This window comes from Zunongwangia sp. SCSIO 43204, assembly GCF_019904275.1.
Lineage (GTDB): Bacteria > Bacteroidota > Bacteroidia > Flavobacteriales > Flavobacteriaceae > Zunongwangia > Zunongwangia mangrovi.
In genome coordinates this window covers 3,213,063-3,232,124 of the sequence record NZ_CP063204.1, presented here as the reverse complement: position 1 = coordinate 3,232,124, position 19,062 = coordinate 3,213,063, and the positions used below count along the sequence as shown (strand labels likewise).

Below are 19,062 nucleotides of genomic sequence, written 5' to 3'. Positions count from 1 at the left end.
ATTATGGAAAAACTAACCGAAGACCAGATCAATACTAAACTGCAATCATTAGAAGGATGGACATATGCCAAAGAAGCGATTCATACTTCCTTTAAATTCGAGAATTTTAAAGATGCTTTTACGGTAATGGCGAGAATTGCTTTTGAAGCTGAAGCTTTGCAACATCATCCAAATTGGGCAAATGTGTATAACGAATTAGAGATTTCTTTATCTACCCACGATGCAGGCGGAGTTACAGAAAAAGACTTTGAAATGGCAAAAGCTATAGAAGATATCGTTGAAGCAAAATAGGCTCTAGCAACACCTTAAAACCTAATATTCCAGAAAGCTCCTAATTTGAAATCATTTTAGGAGCTTTTTTTATATTTTTGCCCGGATTTCATTTTTATTATCATGGGAAGAGCATTTGAATTTAGAAAGGCACGTAAGATGAAACGTTGGTCTGCAATGGCCAAAGCCTTTACTCGTATAGGAAAAGATATTGTAATGGCCGTTAAAGAAGGTGGTCCAGATCCAGACGCTAACTCTAAGCTTAGAGCGGTGATCCAGAACGCCAAGAGTGTTAATATGCCAAAAGACAATATCGAGCGTGCTATTAAAAGAGCATCAGATAAAAGTCAGGGTGATTATAAAATTGTACTTTTTGAAGGCTATGCGCCACATGGTATCGCAATTTTGGTAGAAACTGCTACAGATAACAACAACCGTACTGTTGCCAATGTAAGATCGCATTTTAATAAATGTGACGGAAACCTAGGAACATCAGGTTCTGTAGATTTTATGTTCGATCACACCTGTAACTTCAGAATTAATGCTGAAGGCTTGGATGTGGAAGAATTAGAGCTTGAATTTATCGATTTTGGAGCTGAAGAAGTTTTTGAAGATGAAGACGGAATACACATCTACGCTCCTTTCGAAAATTTTGGAAGTATTCAGAAAGAATTAGAAAAAAGAAATATTGAAATTATTTCTTCTGGTTTTGAAAGAATCCCGCAGGTTACAAAACAGCTAACGCCAGAGCAGGCTGCAGATGTAGAAAAACTTCTTGAAAAATTAGAGGAAGACGATGATGTACAAAATGTATATCACACCATGGAAGAAAATTCTTCAGAAGAGTAAATTTACTCAGAACAAATCTATTTAGTAGGTCATATTTAAAATTTAAAAAGTCTTGTTATTCAACGAAAACCGAATAGCAAGACTTTTTTTGTTTTAAGCTTACTTGTCTTTATTCTCAGCTTTGTATAAAAAATAGTGGTCTAGCGAAAACTTTCCGGCACCGGTATAAAAAAGCAGCACATAAGATAGTAAATACATAAAAGGCAATTCCTGTTTTGCCAAACCATCTGGTGCATGTACGATAATTGCAGCAACGGCCATAGTAACAATTAACGGGATCGTCGCAATCCTAGTTCCTATTCCCAAAATAAGCATTATAGAACATACAAATTCAGCGAGAACCGCAACGGCAAGCGTCATAGTTTGGCCTACGCCTAAAGGATCTGCAAATTGAATTTCTTCCGAAGAAAAAAAGCTAATTAGCTTTGGAACTCCGTGGAAGAGCATCAAAATAGAAATTCCGATTCTAAAAATGAGTAAAATAAAATCTAATTTGGGAAGATTCAAGCTGGTGGTATACGTGTTTTTCATTGAGTTGAGTTATATACGGTTGAAGTTATAAATTGTGATATTATTAAATTTAAGCATTAATTCTAAAGTAGATACCATAATATCGATGAAACTCCCAAACCAACCAATGAAATGATCGTGGTCATCACCGTCCAGCTTTTAAAGGTTTGTTTTTCTGTTAATCCTATGTATTGCCCAACCAACCAAAATCCGCTATCGTTTACGTGTGATAATATCAAAGCGCCAGAGGCTACTGCGATCACTATTAAACTTATCTGGCTCTCTGCATAATTTGCACCTTCTAGTAGCGGCGCTGTTATCCCGGCAGCGGTGATCATAGCAACTGTAGAAGATCCCTGAAGAACTCTAACCAAAGCTGCGACAATAAAACCAAACAAAAGCGGACTCATAAAGCTTTCATTCAAATTGGTAGCGATTATCTCTCCTGCCCCGGTATTGATCAGGATTTGTTTAAAAGCGCCGCCAGCACCGGTAAGTAAAATGATAATACCGGCAGATTCGAAACTTTTGGCTGCAATTTTTAAGAGCTTTTCTTTATCTACACCGCGTTTTACTCCTAAAAAATACCAGGCTAATAAATTTGCGATGATTAATGCTGAAAAAGGATGCCCCAATAAATTTACCATATAATTTATCCAATAAGGAAAACTTGAAGCATCGATCAACGGACTTGCAATTAAAGTATTCAGTACGATTAAAAATATAGGTACGAAAATAATTGTGGTGATCATCTTTGCTGAAGGTATTTGATCTCCTAAAGTAGAATCTTCAGTAAAGGTTTTGGGTTCTATATATAACGTTTTCGTTAAAAGCTTAGCGAAAAGCGGTCCGCTTAAAATAGCCGCAGGAATTCCCGCTGCAAAACCAAATAAAATTACCCAGCCAAGATCTGCCCCCAATATATCTGCAACAGCAATAGGTCCCGGTGTAGGTGGAATAAAACAATGTGTGATCGCTAAACCTGCTAAAAGCGGAATTGCATAAAGCACCAAAGATTTACCGGTTTTCTTACTCAACGCATAAGTAATGGGAACCAAAATAATAAAAGCGACATCAAAAAATACAGGGATAGCGACAATAAAACCGGTGATCATCATTGCCCATGGCGCATTCTTTTCTCCGGTTTTTTTCAGAATAAAAGAAGCTAATGCTTTTGCTCCTCCAGATTGTTCTAAGATTCCACCAAATAAAGCGCCCAAACCAACTACAGTGGCTACAAAACCTAAAGTGCTGCCCATTCCCTCTTTCATGGTTTCCATGATATCGGCTGCGGGCATTCCGGCTAAAATTCCAACAAAAATACAAACGATTAGCAGCGATAGAAATGCCTGGATCTTTAATTTCAGAATTAAAAAAAGTAATAAAGCAATTCCCAATCCTATTGCTAAAAGTAATTGTATTTCCATTTACTATTGCTTTATCTTTCCTAAAACTTCGTTTACGATTTCAGTAATTTCCTGGTCTACATCAACTTTTATGGCGCTCTGTGGTTCCTCAAGGGTATCAAACTGAGATTTCAGTAAAGATTCTTTAAAATAATGTCCTTTTCTGGCCTTCATTCGCTTAAACACCAATTCATATTCGGCATGTAAATACACAAAGACAACCTGGTCTTTTAATCCTTTTGATAAACTTTCACGATAAGTTTCTTTTAAAGCCGAACAGGCCAAGACGGCACCTTTATTTTCACTCCAGTTCTTAATATTTTTAGCTAAAATCTCTAACCATTCTTTGCGGTCTTCATCATCTAAAGCAACGCCACTACTCATCTTTTTCACATTGGCTTCGGGATGGTAATCATCGGCATCGTAAAAGGGAATTTCTAATTTTTCGGCTAGTTTTTCACCAATTGTGGTTTTTCCTATTCCAGAAACGCCCATCACTACGTAAACATTCATTCAAATAATTTTATTCCGGTTGATTTCTTTTTAATAATCGATCGCTAAAACTTCAAGAACCCTTGTTTCATTTCCCAATTTAAATTCGGTTTTTTGACCGACTTTAAGTCCTGTCACTGCCTTTGCAATGGGTGCGACAAATGCAATTTTTTGTTGCTTCACATTGGCCTCGTCTACTCCAACGATCTGGAATTGCTGCAAACTATTGTTACTATGATTCTTTAATTTCACTTTAGCACCAAAACGAACTTCATCTTCCGGTTGCTGATTGGGATGAATGATCCTCGCAGAAGCTCTTCTTTCGGCTAATAATTTCAATTTTCCATCGATCACTGCCTTGGCTCTCCGATCTTCGGTTTCATTATCAGTTTTTATTATTCCACGCTGATTTTCCAAATCACGTTGCTCCTGCTCCAAAGCTTCGTATCCACCTGGCGTTACATAATTTGTTACTCCGTTTGGTAAAGCCGCGCGTGGCGGAATTACCGGTGCTTCTTCCTGATCTTCTTCTTTTACAAATCCTCTGCTCATATTTTCATATTGGAATTTAAGAATATACGAAAAATTATAAGATTGTAGATTAAGCGCTGTGTATTTTAAATCTTTTTTAAAAAAGAAGTTTAATTTTGCTGAAAGTCGATAGAAGTCTTTACATGAAAAATTTACTCGTTATTGGATACGTTTGGCCAGAACCTACATCTTCTGCCGCAGGAAGCCGAATGTTACAATTGCTCAATTTTTTTCTGAATGAAAAGTACACTATCACTTTTGCTACCACGACTGCCCAATCACAACATGCTTTCGATCTCGAAAAAATAGGCGTAAAAACGGCTAAAATCGAATTGAATAATGCTAGTTTTGATGACTTTTTAAAGAAAATCGATCCTGAAATTGTTCTTTTTGATCGCTTTATGATCGAAGAGCAATACGGTTGGCGAGTTGATGCAATTTGTCCTGAAGCGATTAAGATCTTAGATACCGAGGATTTACATTTTCTACGGAATACCAGAAAAAAGGCTTTAAATACTGAAGCTGAATTGCAGGATCTTATGCTAAATTCAGATTTGGCGAAAAGAGAAATTGCTTCGATCTATCGTTGCGATTTGAGTTTGATCATTTCTGAAGTTGAAATGGAACTTTTAAGATCTATTTTTAAAATTCCTGCTAAAATTATCGAATATCTCCCCTATTTATTAGAAACCGAAGAGATCGAGAAAGCGGAAGTTTCAGTTTCGTTTGGGGAACGACAGGATTTTATGTTTATCGGTAATTTTCTGCACGAGCCTAACTGGCAAACTACTTTGCATCTAAAACAAAAAATATGGCCAAAAATTAAACAAAAGCTCCCTGAAGCGAAATTGCATATTTACGGAGCTTATGCGAGCGATAAAGTGTATCAACTTCAGAATAAGAAAGAAGGTTTTTTGGTGCATGGCCGCGCAGAAAGTGTCGATGAAGTTATGCAAAAACATCGAATTTTGCTAGCGCCAATTCAGTTTGGGGCCGGACTTAAAGGTAAAATGATCGATGCGATGCAAAACGGAATCCCATCTATCACCACAGCTATTGGAGCCGAAGGAATTTCCGAAGAAAATCATTGGAACGGCTTTATTTGTAGTTCAGATGCTGAAATTGTTGAAAAAGCGATTCAAATTTATACCGATAAAAATTTGTGGATTGCTAAACAAGCGCTTGGAAAAGCTATTTTAAAATCAAGATTTTCAGCAGAAGATTTTACAACTTCTTTTCAGCAAAAATTAATAGATTTAAAGACCAATCTTAGCAAACACCGCAGTAAAAATTTTACCGGTAGTATGCTGAAATTCCACAATAATCGCAGTACTTATTTTATGTCTAAATTTATTGAGGAAAAGGAAAAAAATAAAAGCAATGAGTACAACACCAGAACATGACCGTAAAATTGCCGTAATGAGTTTTGCATCGGTATATCCGCACTATGTAAATAAAGTAGAGAAAAAAGGTCGCACAAAAGCAGAATTACACGAGGTGGTCGAGTGGTTAACCGGTTTCAATGAAACGGAATTAAAGGAACTAATCGAAAAGAAAGTCAGTTTCCAGGAATTCTTTGAAAAAGCAAATCTAAACCCAAAAGCATCGCTTATAAAAGGAGTAATTTGCGGCTATCGTATCGAAGAAATTGAAACACCACTTACTAAACAGGTGCGTTATTTAGACAAACTGGTAGACGAATTGGCCAAAGGCAGAAAGATGGAAAAGATTCTAAGATCTGCATAAAAACTCTCATCAAAAACATCAAAAATCGGCTTATATTTCTTTCAATATTCAGCTAAAAAAACCGTCGACTTATAGGGAAAATCGACGGCACTCATTACACAAAAGGAACAGTATACACTGTTCGTAAATAGAGTTTTAAGCTAACTGAGTTAAACCTTCACTAAAAAGTTTCTGGTTTAAGCTTCTAAGCGTTTTAATTTTATTTTGAGTATCTACCAAGATAGAAATATTGTTGCTACTACCACCGTAACTTATCATCCTAACCGGGATATCATTTAATAGTTCGAATAACTTATAAGTCGAATGATCCTCGATCACAGATTCTCCTACAATACAAACAATACTTTGATTGCGGTCTACTGTAATTTCTCCATAAGCATTCAATTCTTCGAGGATTTTATCTAGGTTTCTGGTATCGTCTATGGTTAAAGAAATGGCAATCTCAGAAGTAGTGATCATATCGATAGATGTTTCGTAATTATCAAAAACATCAAAAATTTTACGAAGAAAACCGTGCGCCATCAACATTCGGTTAGACTTGATCTTAATCGCGGTGATATCATCTTTTGCAGCAATGGCTTTAAGACCTTTGCTATGTACTTCAGAAGAAATTTTAGTCCCGGTTTTTTCAGGAGTAAAAGTATTTTTCAGGAAAATAGGAATTCCTTTATTAATTACTGGCGATACGGTTTGTGGGTGTAAAATTTTAGCGCCAAAATAGGCAAGCTCTGCTGCTTCTTCAAAAGTTAATTCTGAAATTGGATGTGTGCCTTCTACATGGCGAGGATCGTTATTATGGAAACCATCAATATCTGTCCAAATTTGCACTTCAGAAGCTTGCACAGCAGCACCAAGAATAGTGGCTGTATAGTCGCTACCTCCTCGTTTTAATGTACTAATTTCGTTATGTTTATTGATACAAACAAAACCCTGAGTGATATATAATTCAGATCTTTTTCCTTCTAAATGCGCATCTAAAAGCTCACCAACCCTATCGGTATCTGGATTTTCTAGATTATGAACTTCCATAAAAGCTTTGGCATCTAACCAAATGTTTTCGATTCCCTGAGATTTAAAATATTGAGAAACCATAAAAGTCAGCATCGTTTCACCGTAGGTCACGATCTCTGCATAAACAGCCTCTGAATATTCATTGTGGCCGGCGGCCGATAATTCTTCAAGGCGTTTGGCTACAAAAGATTTAGTTTCATTATTTAAAGTTTCATCCTGAATTAGGGTGTCTATCGCAGAAAAATGACGCTCCTGAAGCTTATTAATAATATCTTCGATCTCCTCGTAGTTCTGAGTTTTAGATAGATTAGAAATCGCAACAAGATCGTTGGTAACCCCACTCATTGCAGATAATACCAATAATTTTTTCCCCTCCTGTCCAAGGGTGATATTTTTTACATTTTCTATACTTTCAGGAGTTCCTACAGATGTTCCTCCAAATTTTAAAACTTTCATCTTCATTCTTTTGATACTGCATAATTAAAATGAAGCGTGATGAGATTAAAAAAAATGATTCATTTTATATACATTTGTACAAAATGTGTAATATTTAACAATGAAGACGATAACCACCTGTGTTCATGATATTATAAGGCATCAACCTTTTTTGGATGATGCAATCGCGAGAGATATCGTAAATTTTAGCGGTCTTGCTGAAGATCTACGTCCCGAAGTTGAAAAAGAGATGCGCAAAACGGTAAAAGTGGGTAGCATAATTATGGCTTTGCGACGTTACGCACCTAAGCGGACAAAAATTAACATGAACAGTCTGCGTGAACTTGGGGATATCATCGTTAGATCTGGAATTACCGAATACACATTTCTTAATTCCAAAACTATCATTGCGAACAAATCCAGATTGTTGGATGCGGTGAAAGATCAAACCGGAGTTTATCTTAACTATTCTAGTAATTACCAGGAGAGTAATATTTTGGTTTCTTCCTCTTTAACCGATCTGGTCGAAGATTACTTTAAAAATGAAGTTCGCGTAACCATCAAAGAAGATCTTTCTTCAATAACTATTGCTTTACCAAAAAACAGTAGTCAGTCTGTAGGTTTATACTTTTATATTTTTAAACTGCTCGCTTACGAGGGAATCCCTGTTTTCGAGATGATCTCTACTTCCAACTATTTTGCGCTTTTCTTAGAACGAGAATATGTAAACAAAGCCTTTCTTTTATTAAATGAAATAAAATCTAATTAATAGTAAAACAGATTAAGAAATCTAAAAATTTTCTATCGTTCTTTCGGTATTTTTACTGAATCCTACCAGTAATCGAAGTAAACACCGGTCATTGCCACAATAGCGATGATGATCACCAGCACGATGGCAATAAAGGTTGAACCTACTTTTGTTTTTTTATTTTTCTGAAGAATATAATCTTCAGACTTATTATCATTTTCGTCTCTAATTTGCATTATATGTGGTTTATTTTCGGTTGAAAAGATATAATAACAAAAATTATTAATCATTTTCAACTATTTGAAAACGATAAAATTAAATAAAAGATTTGGTATTTAATTTATGGAAAGCCGTAAATTGATGCTAAACTTATGTGAAATCTATAATTCACATTACCAAAAATCGAAAAATCCTTACGTTTTAACTATTTGATCGTTTTTGCACGATAAAATCTGTTTTAGGTAAATTACTTAAAGGCAAACCTTAGCGCATTTAATCTCCATTATCGAGTTACTATTTATAGTCTTGGATTAGGTTTTCCCATTCCATACGTTTAAGCATTCTTACCAGAGCTGGATCTATCTCATCTACCAAATCTGAATTTTTAGGGAAAGAATAACTGTAATAGTCTTTTTTAAGCGTTTGCTCTAAAACTTCAATTGTCTTGCCGGCATTAAGCTTTTCAATTTCGTAACGCAAGATGGGTTCATCATAGACCAAAAGCTCGATCCTGTTGTCTTTAAGCAATTCGATACCTTCTTCTTCTGTAGGTAATTTCTCAGAATTGATTCCGTAGAGATCTAAAAGTTCTGCAGCACTACTGCTATTTACCGTCCCAACTTTAAAACGATTAAGATCTGCAATGCCATTAATTTCATCATTAATACTTTTTACGGTAAGGGAAGAAGCAATACTAGCCGTAAGACTCGAAATTATGATGATCGCCATAAACATCCAGATCAAACCAATAATACGGCCACCGGTTGTTCTTGGAGACTTATCTCCGTAACCAACGGTTGTCATCGTTACGGCGCTCCACCAAAAACCTTCCATTAGTCCTTTTCCTTTTCCGCCGCCAAATTCTTCTGCATTTTTCTTACGCTCAAAGATCCACACCAAAAAACCAAAAATAAAAATGACACCTAAAAGCGCTAAAATTGCCGAAATAAATTCCCAGCTCCATAAGTTTTTCAGAATATTAAAAACCTGGGATTCTTTTCTTTTGGCCACACCGGTATGGGAAATAAAATAAGGCTGAGAAAAATCCATTCTTAACATTCGGCTATCGGTAACCGTGATAGGATTTATACTAAAATCTACTTCGCCACTTTCTACTGCATTTAAAAGTGCAGTGAGTGTTTCGTATTCCTGGTATTCAAATTCATAATCAAGGCTTTCATTTACCATATTCCAGCCTTTAATACTTAAACCATCATAGGTTCCGTTTGGATTTTGGGTAACAAAAGGAGGTGTTAGCTGTATCCCTATCTTGTAAGTTTTTTGGGTGTTTTTTATAGAATCCTGAGATTCCTGAGCGATAATACTTAAACTAAAAAATAATGCAAGGAGGATTAAATAATACTTCATACGATTAAACTGAAAGAGATTGTTCTACATCAATTGCTCTGTAGAATCCGAAAAATACTTAATCCTGAAGTAGTATCAAAATTAGAACTATTCTGAAGCAACCGCTTCTGTAGCAGTAGAATCCTTCTTAAGGTAGTAAATTTCAAGTTTTTTTCTTCCGAAGTTTTTCGCTTTCTGAATATCTTTTCCCATAAAAATATCCACGCGTTTTCTCCAACGATAATGCATTTTATCTTTGATGGTAAAAATAGAATCGAATCCCTGAATTTTAATTTTGTCATTATGTCCCAAGCCCAAATCCATAAGATCTCTCGAGATGGCAACGGCATTCATACCCGGTTTTAAAGTATCGCCCCAGGCTGCGACATTTGGGTTATTTCCGGCAGTTTGATATCGAACCGAATTAAATGCTGAAACAGTAACCTGTAGCGTATCCCAATCTTCTTTAGAGGTTTTATCCTCTATATTTTTATCTGAAAAATTACAGGCTGAAAAACCTACGATCACAAAAAATAATAAACTAGATACAATTCCGTAGATATATTTTTTGATCATGTTCGTGTTTTTCAGCCTGCAGCAATATTGCTAAAAGCTAATATAGACAAAGATTACTTTTGAAGCAAGTCTATAATTTCTAGAGCTTTTAAACTATATTTCACCAAGCTTCCAGCCGTCACGATAATCACGTTTTACAAATTTATTGGCTTCTTCAAGATTTGTAACTCGCATGTTGTCGCTATCCCATGTCATTTGAATATAACGTCCTGGATACTCAAATTCGATGTTTCCATCGGCATTTGTTTTTTCTCGTCTTATATCTGTACCTCGAATAGCAAGATTTGCGATCAATAAGATTTCGGTTAAAGGACCTGCGATCTCAAAAGGAGAACTTAGTTCTTTTTTACCTGGTCCTGCGATAGAAGCTTCAACCCACTGCCCATAATGACCATCTGCGCCACCCGGTACGCGATCATATTGCTGTGCCACATTAACTTCATTAGTTCTAGAAGTTGGCAACAGCTGCGGATTCTCACCATAGGTACCACACATCATTTTTCCTTTTGTACCAATAATTAAAACTCCGTTTCCTCCATCACCAAAAACTTCATTTGGCCCCAGTTCCTCTGGTCGAGTTGGCTGAATTCCGCCATCCATCCAATGTAACTTAAGATCTCCATCGGTATTTTGATTACCATCAAAGGTCATGGTCACATGACTTGAAGGCGGACAACTTTCTGGGAAATATCCTCGTTTGAATTCATCTACATAAACACTTCCTACACTACATTCTACATTTTTAGGATATTTTAGATCCAGTACACGATAAGGCGCTTCAATTAAATGGCATCCCATATCGCCAAGTGCACCGGTACCGTAATCCCACCATCCTCGCCAGTTAAACGGAACTAGACCATTTACATATTCTTTATAAGGAGCGGTTCCTAGCCAAAGATTCCAATCTAATTCTGCCGGAACGCTTGATTTTTTCTCCGCCGGCCATGGGATTCCCTGTGGCCAAACCGGCCTGTCTGTAAAACAATATACTTCTTTAGCTTTACCTATTAGACCTGCATTAAACCATTCTCTCATTTTACGCACGCCATCTCCAGAAGCTCCCTGGTTCCCCATTTGAGTGACCACATCATATTTTTCTGCAGCTTTGGTTAAAGCTCTTGCTTCGTAAATATCGTGCGTTAATGGTTTCTGAACATAAACATGTTTTCCTAATTGCATTGCACTAAGTGTTTGGATCGCGTGGTTATGATCTGGAGTCGAAACAGAAACTGCATCAAAATTCTTCGCTTCTTTATCAAAAAGTTCTCTCCAGTCTTTATAGTATTTTGCTTTAGGAAAACGTTCTCGTGAAGTCTTAGCACGACGATCGTCCACGTCACATAAAAATGCAATATCAGCTTTTCCTGTTTGATGAAAGCTCCAGATATCACTTTGTCCTTTTCCGCCTACTCCAATTCCTGCAACCACAAGCTTATCGCTGGGAGCAACAAAACCCGGGCCACCCAAAACGTGACGCGGAATGATACTAATACCGGCCGTGGCAAGCGCAGTACTCTTTATAAAATCTCTTCGGGAAGAGCTAGAGGATTTCTTGTTTTTTTCCATAGTTAGGGTTTAAAAAATGATAAATCGATTTAGTTGATTATTCGTATAATTTTTAAAAAAAGCTATCAATCTTATAATATATTAAGCTCTCTTTTTTCAAATTATCATTTTATAAAGATATCTTTAAATTTTCAAAAATCCAACTTTCTGTTATTAAGTTGTTTCTGCTACTCTTTTCTATAAATTTTTGAAGCTAAAAATTGCCTTTTTTCAAAGGCACCACTTCAAAGTTATCTTCCAAACCCTCCAATTTTAGGTTTAAGAACTAGAAATTGGACAAAAACTGTTAAGAAACCATAAACTAAAGGAATTAAACTTGCATATGCTTGTGAGTGCATTTAAGAGCTGTACCTTTGCACACTTAATTGGCTGAAAACAAGATTTCAGCCTTAATTAATCTTTGAAAAACAAATTTATGAGTCAAGTAAAGCAAAATGACACTGTAAAAGTTCATTACACAGGAAAATTAACCGACGGCCAGGTATTCGATAGCTCTGTAGATAGAGGTGAGCCAATCGAATTTACTATGGGACAGGGACAATTAATTCCTGGTTTCGAAAAAGGACTTTTAGATATGGAAGTTAACGAAAAGAAAACCATAAATATACCTAAAGAAGAAGCTTACGGTGAGCCTAGAGAAGAGCTTGTCCAGGAAGTTGAAAAAAGCCAACTTCCAGAAGATCTTGAGCCTAAAGTTGGTATGGGATTAGTTTCTAAAACTCCAGATGGTCGTGAAATGAACCTTGTGGTAAGAGAAGTAAAAGACAGTTCTATCGTAGTAGATGGAAATCACCCATTAGCAGGAAAAGATTTAGTATTCGATCTTGAAGTTGTAGAGATCAAGTAATCTAAATAGCATAAAAATCTCGATATTCGAGTAATTTTGCTAACATATAGAAGTCATATAAGTCCCTTTTTGGTCGTTCCAAAAAGGGATTTTTTTATAGCCTTTGTTTTGATTTCAAAAAATACTATTAAATCATCCGCCTTAAGACTTAAGCTTTTTATAAAATGCTTTACTCCCCAGTTCTAAGATCCTATCTTTACTTAAAACCAAAAATAAAATTTATATTATGATTAGAAAAGCAAGCGCAGTTTGGAACGGAACTCTTAAAGAAGGACACGGAACTCTTTCTACAGAAAGCGGAGTTTTAAACGAAACTCAATATTCATATAAAACAAGATTTGAAGACGGTAATGGTACCAATCCAGAAGAATTAATTGGTGCAGCACATTCCGGTTGTTTTACCATGCAGTTATCTGCTTTTTTAGCTGAAGAAGATTTTCCTGCTGAAAGCCTTGATACAAAGAGTGAAATTACTTTTGAAGATGGTGTGGTTTCAAAATCGCATTTAATTCTAGAAGGTAAAGTGCCAAATATTTCTGAAGATAAATTCTTAGAAATTGCCACTAAAGCCAAAGAAAACTGTCCATTATCAAAATTGTTAGATACAGAAATTACTTTAGACGCTAAGCTTTTAAAGTAATTTTCAACTTTTAAAGATATAACACCAAAAATAAAACGTCCCGCAATTGCGGGACATTTTATTTTTAGTTAGGTTGATTAAGTATTTAGACCTTTATTTTTTGCTGATCAAACAACTGACTAATTTCTTTAAACTGAATCGTTTTTAAAAGTCCATTTTTTAGATGTTGCATGAGATCATCAGAAAACTTATTATTTCTAGCGAATTTCTGATTGACTTCTAATTCCAATCCAATATAATTTTCTCTAAACTTCTCTCTAAGATAGGTGGTAAAACCATCAGCTTTTCCAAAATAAGGATAATTAAACCTAATTTTTAGTTCAACTTCCTTTAACAACTCCTCTTTAAAGATCTTAGAAAAATGTTTTTCTTCTTTTCTAGAGGGATCGTATAAAAGTCCGATATCGGTTTGTCGCTCTATAGCATGCAAAACTGGTGTAAAACTATGTACAGAAATGTGCACCACCTCCTCTCCTGCTCCAACAATCTTAGCAATACATTGCTCTACTTCGTTTCGGTATTTCAGGTAAAAAGAATTGATCAATTGTTCTTTCTGTTCCGCGGTGAGCGATTTAGAATATTCAGAAAATAAATTGCGATGATGCAGAGAGCGGTTAGGTTCAATTAACAATCGGCTAAACTTATAATCGAAGTTATAATCGGCTATTTTCGATAATTCCTGAAACAATTTGAAAGCCCCGGGATCGTAAGCACGATGTGTTTTCCAAACAGGATCTTTTTTATCCTTTATAAACTTAAATTGCTGTGGCAAGGCATTCCCTGCATGCTCACAACTTAAAACTAGCTTCACGGGTTAAATAATTGGTTTTTAGATAGACAATTGGCTAATTTTAAATAAATACTTTTAATTTTTTCTTCGGAATAGTCTTTTTTCAGCGCTTTTACGATCCTAGTAGAAAGTGATCCTTCTTTAAGCAGAAATTCGACAGTTTTACGATGTTTTTCTGAAAATTTCGTCTGTATTTTATCGAATATCGCCTGCCAGATTTCGCTAATTTTTGCTTCGTTCTTTAAACCGAAAATCATCAAATAATCTTCATTTTTCACCTTCCCGACTTCAGCATCTTTAATAGCGATATTTAGGATATCCAATAGATTATCTTCTTTCCACAATTTTTGTTCAGCTAAAGAAATAAAATCTTCATTCACCAAAGCTTTTAAAGCTTCGATCACAAAAATAGCAATCGCAAGATCTGCTTTTGGGCATTCCTGCAGGTCTATAACTCTTATCTCTATGGCACCACGATCAAAGCGTGCGATCGCCCCTCTTGAATTTAAAAAATGATGTTCTAAAATCCCATTTTTATCATAAGGTTTTATCGCTTCTTTTATAGGCTCAAAAATACCGCGATGATACTCTTCTTTGGTATAAAGACACTCTGGAATTACCTTCCCCGCCATCTGCGGAATTTCTTTCTGGTTTGTTTTGTACATCTCCATACGGCTATCCATAAAACCGGTAAGCTGTCCTTCAAAAATTGGCGAAGAAGCACTTAAAGCCGGAATGATAGGAAGTAAAATACGTATCGCCGCATGTAACTTTTCAAATTCAGCATCATTGGCAAAAGGAAGATTTATGTGCATACTTTGCACATTACTCCAACCGTGGCCATTACAATCAAAGATCTGATTATAAAGCTCGTAAATCTCGTTATAATCGTGTTCCCAAAGCTTTGTTTCCTTCAACGGGTTCATTAAAGGATGCGCTGCTGTTGGTAAAAGTTGTGTATCTAAAGGTTTTAATAATGAATTGATCTCAGAAATATTTTCAGCAAAAAGAACATCTAAATCTTCAACTTCAGCAGTTGGCGCGGCAGTTTTTAGTTCAACAACATGCCCCACCAACTCGTTACTCCATTCGATCTTTCCATTATCAACATCTGAAGTAATGCTTCCGGTTTTTTCAATAAATAGCTTATCGGTAATAGGATTTACCTGCAGGTCTTTATTTACCAGCATATACTCCAATTCTATTCCGTAAACTTCAAAAATATGATAACTCATCTTACTTTTTTTCCAGCCTGTTCTTTAAGGCAGTAATAATAGATTTATAGATTTCTTCGCCGTAAAAAGCATCTTCCACTCCAAAATCGATATTTGGATTGTCATTTATTTCGATCACCATTGCTTCTCCATTAATTTCTTTAATGTCGATACCGTAAAGTCCGTCGCCCATTAATTTAGCCGATCGTAATGCTAAATCTAAGACTTTTTCAGGAACTTCTTCTAATGCCATCGCATCTGCGTTGCCATCCTGATCATTCTTCTTTTTAGCACTCCAGTTATAGATCTGCCAATGTCCTTTAGCCATATAATATCTGCAAGCATAAAAAGCTTTTCCGTCTAAAACTCCCACCCGCCAATCATAATCTGATGGTGTAAACTGTTGGGCAATCACCAACTCAGATTCCTTCAACATTTTGGTCACCAATTCTACATATTCTTCTTCGGTTTTAGCCTTTTTTACGCCAAAACTAAAAGTAGAATCTGGAGATTTTAAAACCACCGGTAAGGCAATTTCAGCCAAAACCTGGTCTTTATTCTCTTTATGAATGATCATGGTTTTTGGCGTAGGAATTCCAGCATTTTGCAAAGCCTCGGCCATAAAAACCTTATTACAACATTTCAAAATCGCATCTGGATAATCGATTATCGCAATTCCTTCCTGCTGCGCTTTTCTGGCAAAAGCATAAGCTTCATTATGAACTTCTGTACTCTGGCGAATAAAAAGTGCGTCAAATGCCGATAATCTTGATAGATCTTTAGGTGAAATAATTTCAACATAAAAATTCATCTTTTCTGCAACTTCAACAAACTTTTTTAAAGCCTTTGGATTACTTGGTGGCGCTATATCATCTTTCTGCACCAAAATCGCCAGATCATAATCGTAATCCTGGGGCTTAACGGTGTCGTATCTCTTTTTAGAGAAATAGTCGCTTGCAAAAGCATGCATGCTCTCTAAATGATCCTTCGGAATTTCAGATTCAGACAATGCTTTTATGCTTTTAATCGTCCATTTATTGCTGAAACTAAACTTTACCTGTAAAAAAGGAATCTGGAAATGCCTAAAGAAAAGTGAGCTTAGTTCGCGGTATTTCTGTGCCACGTTTTGCCCAAAATAAATACTCAGCACAAACTCCTCAGACTTTATCGATTTTAGTGATTTCTGAATAACGTCGTCAAACTCTTCAGAAATTACTTTTACCAGTTTAGGTTCTCTAAGATCTACCAGGTTTTTCACCGTTGGAATGGCCAAATGGCCACGCGCTTCAGCTAAAAGAGACACATAGTATCCATTAGACTGATAGCTATAATTTTTGGATAAGTTGAAAATTCTGGCACCTTTTATCTTTGCGTAAACAGGATTGGTTAAATAATCTTTTGCCGCAATGATGCTAATATTTTCAAGCTGAATCGGCCATTTTTCAGGCTGATTCACCACTAAAAATTTATTCATTTAAAATTGAAAATAATCAAGCAAATGTAATCGAAAATTGAATTGGTAAATCATAAAATTTCAAAATTATAAGCATAAATATTCACTCAATTTCAATATCAAAAAATCAAATATCAAAGTGTATTTTTCAATATTTTTTAAAAAACCAACTCATTTTTTTGAATCTAAAAATAGTAGTTGAGATCTCGAATTTTATTTCTATTTTACGATCTTAAACCACTTACTCACTATGAAAATAAAACAACTTGGCCTGTTTGCTTTACTTTTTGTACAAGCAGGTTTTGCTCAAGACACCAACGAAAAATTGATGGCGAAAGCCAAAAAGATCCACGAAAAAGTGATCACGATCGATACGCATAACGATATTAATGTGAATAACTTTACCCACGATCATAATTATACCGAAGATCTTGATACGCAGGTAAACCTTCCTAAAATGGACGAAGGCGATCTAGATGTTTCCTGGTTGATTGTTTACACCGGTCAGGGCGATCTGGATACTGAAGGTTATAAAAAAGCCTACGATAATGCTATTTCTAAATTTGAAGCTATTCACCGTTTAACAGAAGAAATTGCTCCAGATGAAATCGGGCTTGCCACAACTTCTAAAGAAGTGAGAAAACTGGTAAAACAAGGAAAAAAAGTAGCGATGATTGGGGTAGAAAATGGCTATCCAATTGGTACCGATATCAAAAATGTAGAGAAATTTTATGATATGGGCGCTCGTTATATGTCTTTGGCACACAACGGTCACAGTCAGTTAAGCGATTCGAATACCGGCGAAGCAGATGACGAATGGCTAAATAATGGATTAAGCGATCTTGGGAAAGAAGTAATCAAAGAAATGAACCGTTTAGGAATTATGATCGATGTTTCGCATCCTTCTAAAGAAGCGATCAAACAAATGTTCGAGCTTTCTAAAGCGCCGCTTATTGCATCGCATTCTTCAGCCAGAGCTTTGTGTAATCACAGCAGAAATTTAGATGATGAATTACTGGCGCTTTTTGATAAGCATGGCGGAGTAATCCAAACCGTGGCTTTTAGCTCTTATGTGAATACTGAAAAACATGAGGCTTTTAGTGCTGCAAAAACTGAAGTTTACGAAGCGAAAGCCAAAGAAATGGGCTTCGAAATGCTGTCTTGGGGAGATGTTCGTGAACTTGATGAAGAGGCAAGAGAAAAATATATCGAGAATTATAGAAAATTGGTAACAGATTCTGATAAAGAAGTTGAAGCTTTAAAGGAAACTGTGAGCCCTGTTGATGTTTCAGATTTTGTAGATCATATCGATTATTTAGTTGAAAAAGTAGGAATCGATCAGGTTGGAATCAGCTCAGATTTTGATGGTGGCGGCGGAATCGATGGCTGGGATGATGCTTCAGAATCGTTTAATGTAACGCTCGAACTTGTAAAAAGAGGTTATACTGAAAAAGAGATCGCTAAACTTTGGGGAGAAAATCTACTTCGCGTTTTAGATGAAGTTGAAGCGGTTGCCAAAGACATTCAGAAGGCATAAATATCTGTATTGAGTAAACTACCTCGGGGTATTATACCCTTTGGTGGTATCAATAAAAAATCGTCGGTTATATTATCCAAAACAGATAATATAACCGACGATTTTTTTACTCGATAATCGAGATTTAATAGTATTAGGCTTGGTTTAAAATTAAGATGATTTTAATCTTTCTTTTTTCTTTTCTTCTTATCCCAAAAAACGTAAGCACCAAAAAGTGCCAAACTTACCAGTGATCCCCACAATAATCCAGATTTTAACTGATCTGTACTTCGGCCTAAAATGGCAATAAAAATGGTAAGCGGCGCAATACCCACCAAAGTAGCTCCTATAAATTTCCAATAGGTCATTTTTAAAATTCCGCCAACAAAACTAATGGCATCATTCGATAAAAACGGATTGATCCTGGTTACAATTACAGCCCAAAACCCATAATCGTCAATAAAGTCGGCTATTTTTTGCTCGTTCTTTTCACCAATTAACTTTTCTACGATCACAGGACCAAAATAACGACCGATCAAGTATCCAATCGTACTAGCAGAAAATACTGCTGCAAAAACGATCAAGCTTCCCCAAATTGGCCCATAAGCAATTATGGAAACCACCATTAAAGCAACAGATGGAATAACAATCAAAAACATCTGAATGATCATGGCCAGAATTAAAATCACCGGCCCAAACCATCCAAAACCGTCTACCCATTGTGTAATTCTTTTTTTGTCTCCGCTGGTAAGCACAGACCATGCGTTATCCATAAACTCTTGTGCAGAAGGAATTAAAAAATAGCAAGCTACTATAGATGCGACAAGCGCCAATGAAATATACAATGGCGCTTTACTTTTACTTACCGAGGCAGTTTCTATATCTTTCTTCATAAA

The 19,062-nt window shown here is 35.9% G+C and carries 21 protein-coding genes; 8 read left to right on the top strand and 13 right to left on the bottom strand.

Features of this window, described 5'->3' with window-relative positions:
* The first annotated feature begins 3 nt into the window (after positions 1 to 3).
* Both INR75_RS14360 and INR75_RS14355 read left to right on the top strand, forming a co-directional pair.
* Complete coding sequence (locus tag INR75_RS14360; protein WP_223089311.1) at positions 4 to 291, top strand: 4a-hydroxytetrahydrobiopterin dehydratase; 288 nt, start codon at positions 4 to 6, stop codon at positions 289 to 291.
* 102 nt (positions 292 to 393) lie between these two features.
* Complete coding sequence (locus INR75_RS14355) at positions 394 to 1,119, top strand: YebC/PmpR family DNA-binding transcriptional regulator (protein WP_223089310.1); 726 nt, start codon at positions 394 to 396, stop codon at positions 1,117 to 1,119.
* Between the two features lie 99 nt (positions 1,120 to 1,218).
* Here INR75_RS14355 and INR75_RS14350 read toward each other — a convergent pair whose 3' ends face one another.
* From INR75_RS14350 to INR75_RS14335, 4 genes are all read right to left on the bottom strand, one after another.
* Entirely contained in the window at positions 1,219 to 1,650 is a 432-nt protein-coding gene (locus tag INR75_RS14350) for a DoxX family protein (protein ID WP_223089309.1), read from the bottom strand.
* A gap of 62 nt (positions 1,651 to 1,712) precedes the next feature.
* The gene (locus tag INR75_RS14345; protein WP_223089308.1) at positions 1,713 to 3,056 is read right to left on the bottom strand and encodes a GntP family permease; all 1,344 of its coding nucleotides are present in this window, start codon (positions 3,054 to 3,056) and stop codon (positions 1,713 to 1,715) included.
* A gap of 3 nt (positions 3,057 to 3,059) precedes the next feature.
* Positions 3,060 to 3,548, bottom strand: a complete 489-nt coding sequence (locus tag INR75_RS14340) for a gluconokinase (RefSeq protein ID WP_223089307.1) — start codon at positions 3,546 to 3,548, stop codon at positions 3,060 to 3,062.
* Between the two features lie 30 nt (positions 3,549 to 3,578).
* A complete protein-coding gene (locus tag INR75_RS14335) occupies positions 3,579 to 4,079 on the bottom strand; it encodes a GreA/GreB family elongation factor (protein WP_223089306.1) in 501 nt (166 codons plus the stop codon).
* Positions 4,080 to 4,201: 122 nt separating this feature from the next.
* On the opposite strand from INR75_RS14335, the gene INR75_RS14330 reads away from it, so the two are divergent.
* The gene (locus INR75_RS14330) at positions 4,202 to 5,461 is read left to right on the top strand and encodes a glycosyltransferase family 4 protein (protein WP_223089305.1); all 1,260 of its coding nucleotides are present in this window, start codon (positions 4,202 to 4,204) and stop codon (positions 5,459 to 5,461) included.
* Positions 5,439 to 5,804, top strand: a complete 366-nt coding sequence (locus tag INR75_RS14325) for a DUF2200 domain-containing protein (RefSeq protein ID WP_223089304.1) — start codon at positions 5,439 to 5,441, stop codon at positions 5,802 to 5,804. The genes INR75_RS14330 and INR75_RS14325 overlap by 23 nt, the downstream gene beginning before the upstream one ends.
* A 135-nt stretch (positions 5,805 to 5,939) precedes the next feature.
* Here the strand turns inward: INR75_RS14325 and INR75_RS14320 are convergent, their stop codons facing one another.
* The gene (locus tag INR75_RS14320) at positions 5,940 to 7,271 is read right to left on the bottom strand and encodes an aspartate kinase (protein ID WP_223089303.1); all 1,332 of its coding nucleotides are present in this window, start codon (positions 7,269 to 7,271) and stop codon (positions 5,940 to 5,942) included.
* 100 nt (positions 7,272 to 7,371) lie between these two features.
* Here INR75_RS14320 and INR75_RS14315 point away from each other — a divergent pair, with 100 nt between their 5' ends.
* Positions 7,372 to 8,019: a hypothetical protein gene (locus tag INR75_RS14315; RefSeq protein ID WP_092540744.1), complete on the top strand. Its 648-nt coding sequence runs from the start codon at positions 7,372 to 7,374 to the stop codon at positions 8,017 to 8,019.
* Positions 8,020 to 8,081: 62 nt separating this feature from the next.
* On the opposite strand, the gene INR75_RS14310 is transcribed toward INR75_RS14315, so the two are convergent.
* The 4 genes from INR75_RS14310 to INR75_RS14295 all read right to left on the bottom strand — a co-directional run bounded on the left by INR75_RS14310 (position 8,082) and on the right by INR75_RS14295 (position 11,706).
* Positions 8,082 to 8,288 carry a hypothetical protein gene (locus INR75_RS14310; RefSeq protein WP_223091990.1) on the bottom strand — a complete coding sequence of 69 codons (207 nt, stop codon included), beginning with the start codon at positions 8,286 to 8,288 and terminating at the stop codon, positions 8,082 to 8,084.
* Positions 8,289 to 8,511: 223 nt separating this feature from the next.
* Positions 8,512 to 9,585: a transporter substrate-binding domain-containing protein gene (locus INR75_RS14305; protein ID WP_223089302.1), complete on the bottom strand. Its 1,074-nt coding sequence runs from the start codon at positions 9,583 to 9,585 to the stop codon at positions 8,512 to 8,514.
* Between the two features lie 87 nt (positions 9,586 to 9,672).
* Positions 9,673 to 10,140 (bottom strand): 3D domain-containing protein, encoded by a 468-nt coding sequence (locus tag INR75_RS14300; RefSeq protein ID WP_223089301.1) that lies wholly within the window; start codon positions 10,138 to 10,140, stop codon positions 9,673 to 9,675.
* 93 nt (positions 10,141 to 10,233) lie between these two features.
* Positions 10,234 to 11,706 carry a Gfo/Idh/MocA family protein gene (locus INR75_RS14295; protein WP_223089300.1) on the bottom strand — a complete coding sequence of 491 codons (1,473 nt, stop codon included), beginning with the start codon at positions 11,704 to 11,706 and terminating at the stop codon, positions 10,234 to 10,236.
* Positions 11,707 to 12,121: 415 nt separating this feature from the next.
* Here INR75_RS14295 and INR75_RS14290 point away from each other — a divergent pair, with 415 nt between their 5' ends.
* Together INR75_RS14290 and INR75_RS14285 are read left to right on the top strand one after the other, a co-directional pair.
* Positions 12,122 to 12,553: a peptidylprolyl isomerase gene (locus tag INR75_RS14290; RefSeq protein ID WP_092540734.1), complete on the top strand. Its 432-nt coding sequence runs from the start codon at positions 12,122 to 12,124 to the stop codon at positions 12,551 to 12,553.
* 226 nt (positions 12,554 to 12,779) lie between these two features.
* Complete coding sequence (locus INR75_RS14285) at positions 12,780 to 13,193, top strand: OsmC family protein (protein WP_092540732.1); 414 nt, start codon at positions 12,780 to 12,782, stop codon at positions 13,191 to 13,193.
* Positions 13,194 to 13,278: 85 nt separating this feature from the next.
* Here the strand turns inward: INR75_RS14285 and INR75_RS14280 are convergent, their stop codons facing one another.
* Genes INR75_RS14280 through INR75_RS14270 form a run of 3 tightly spaced genes read right to left on the bottom strand, consistent with a single transcriptional unit; the run spans position 13,279 to position 16,671 of the window.
* The gene (locus INR75_RS14280; protein WP_223089299.1) at positions 13,279 to 14,004 is read right to left on the bottom strand and encodes an N-formylglutamate amidohydrolase; all 726 of its coding nucleotides are present in this window, start codon (positions 14,002 to 14,004) and stop codon (positions 13,279 to 13,281) included.
* Positions 14,001 to 15,218, bottom strand: a complete 1,218-nt coding sequence (locus tag INR75_RS14275) for a glutamate-cysteine ligase family protein (protein WP_223089298.1) — start codon at positions 15,216 to 15,218, stop codon at positions 14,001 to 14,003. Before INR75_RS14275 ends, INR75_RS14280 begins: the two co-directional genes overlap by 4 nt.
* 1 nt (position 15,219) lies before the next feature.
* Positions 15,220 to 16,671 (bottom strand): RimK family protein, encoded by a 1,452-nt coding sequence (locus INR75_RS14270; protein WP_223089297.1) that lies wholly within the window; start codon positions 16,669 to 16,671, stop codon positions 15,220 to 15,222.
* A gap of 229 nt (positions 16,672 to 16,900) precedes the next feature.
* Between INR75_RS14270 and INR75_RS14265 the strand changes: the two genes are divergently transcribed.
* On the top strand, positions 16,901 to 18,187 hold the full coding sequence (locus INR75_RS14265) for a dipeptidase (protein WP_223089296.1): 1,287 nt from the start codon (positions 16,901 to 16,903) through the stop codon (positions 18,185 to 18,187).
* Positions 18,188 to 18,348: 161 nt separating this feature from the next.
* Here INR75_RS14265 and INR75_RS14260 read toward each other — a convergent pair whose 3' ends face one another.
* Entirely contained in the window at positions 18,349 to 19,059 is a 711-nt protein-coding gene (locus tag INR75_RS14260) for a TVP38/TMEM64 family protein (protein WP_223089295.1), read from the bottom strand.
* Positions 19,060 to 19,062: the final 3 nt, after the last annotated feature.